This window comes from Streptomyces chiangmaiensis (assembly GCF_036281785.1).
In the GTDB taxonomy this organism is placed as follows: Bacteria; Actinomycetota; Actinomycetes; order Streptomycetales; family Streptomycetaceae; genus Streptomyces; species Streptomyces chiangmaiensis.
The window spans coordinates 1-854 of record NZ_JAYWVC010000649.1 but is presented as its reverse complement, the minus strand read 5'-3'; the positions used below and the strand labels follow the sequence as shown (position 1 = coordinate 854).

1 protein-coding gene and 1 pseudogene are annotated in these 854 nt (G+C 71.4%); both read right to left on the bottom strand.

Annotated features, from left to right (window positions below):
- A pseudogene (locus VXC91_RS46195) lies at positions 1-431 on the bottom strand (hypothetical protein); the annotation flags it as partial.
- On the bottom strand, positions 425-854 hold a 430-nt coding region (locus tag VXC91_RS46190), incomplete at its 5' end, for a hypothetical protein (RefSeq protein WP_329513302.1). The gene VXC91_RS46190 and the pseudogene VXC91_RS46195, both read right to left, overlap by 7 nt.

Below are 854 nucleotides of genomic sequence, written 5' to 3'. Positions count from 1 at the left end.
ATCGCGGCGAGCCTGGCCAGCCCGTGCGAGTGCATCCCGTCCGGCAGGTTCAGCACCGCATCGGCCGGGTGCAGGTCCGCCACGCCGGTACCGCGGTAGGCGATCCGGACCACGGTGACCTTGCCGAACACCGTGGCCAGCATCCGGTGCCGGCCCCGCTCGATGCGGGAACGCCCGACACCGGCGGCGTCCACGACCTCCTCACGGCGCACCTCGTTGCCGGCCCGCAGCGTCAGGTGGTCCTGGAACAACTGCCGGGTGACCTCGCGCATCCGCGCCCCCAGCAGATCCTCCAACTGCGCGTGCGTCATCACCGCCGCCTCCGGAGCCGCCAACTCCGCACACACCGCGGCGAACAGACCCGCCGAGGGGGCGAAAGCGTCCTCACACCCCGCGAGTGCGCCTCCGGCCAACGCCACCACGCTCACCACCCCAGCTTCCTGCCGTCGACCTTGAACAGCCCGGACGAAGGCTCGGCCAGGATCCCACGCTCCACCAGCCTCTTCAGCTTCGAGCGCATCCCCTCGACATGCCGCGGCTCGGTCCCCAGACCCAGGTGCTGGCAGACCTCTTTGCAGCGCATCGCCGCCCCCGAAGTCGCGAAGAGGGCGATGACCGCCCGGTACTCCGGCGACATCACTGTCACATCCAGCTCTGCCTCGGCCTTCACCAACGCCGCGGCGACCCCGTCGGCACCCCCACCCGCGGCGTCCGCGCCCGGCACCGGTGAAGACGGCGCGGCCAGCACCTCCTCCACCGTCTCCCGCGCAATCTGCAACCGCGCCAGCCGCTCCTCGACCCGCGACAACTCCTCGGACAGACCAGCGATCTGCTCACGCAGCCGCTCAGCCTGC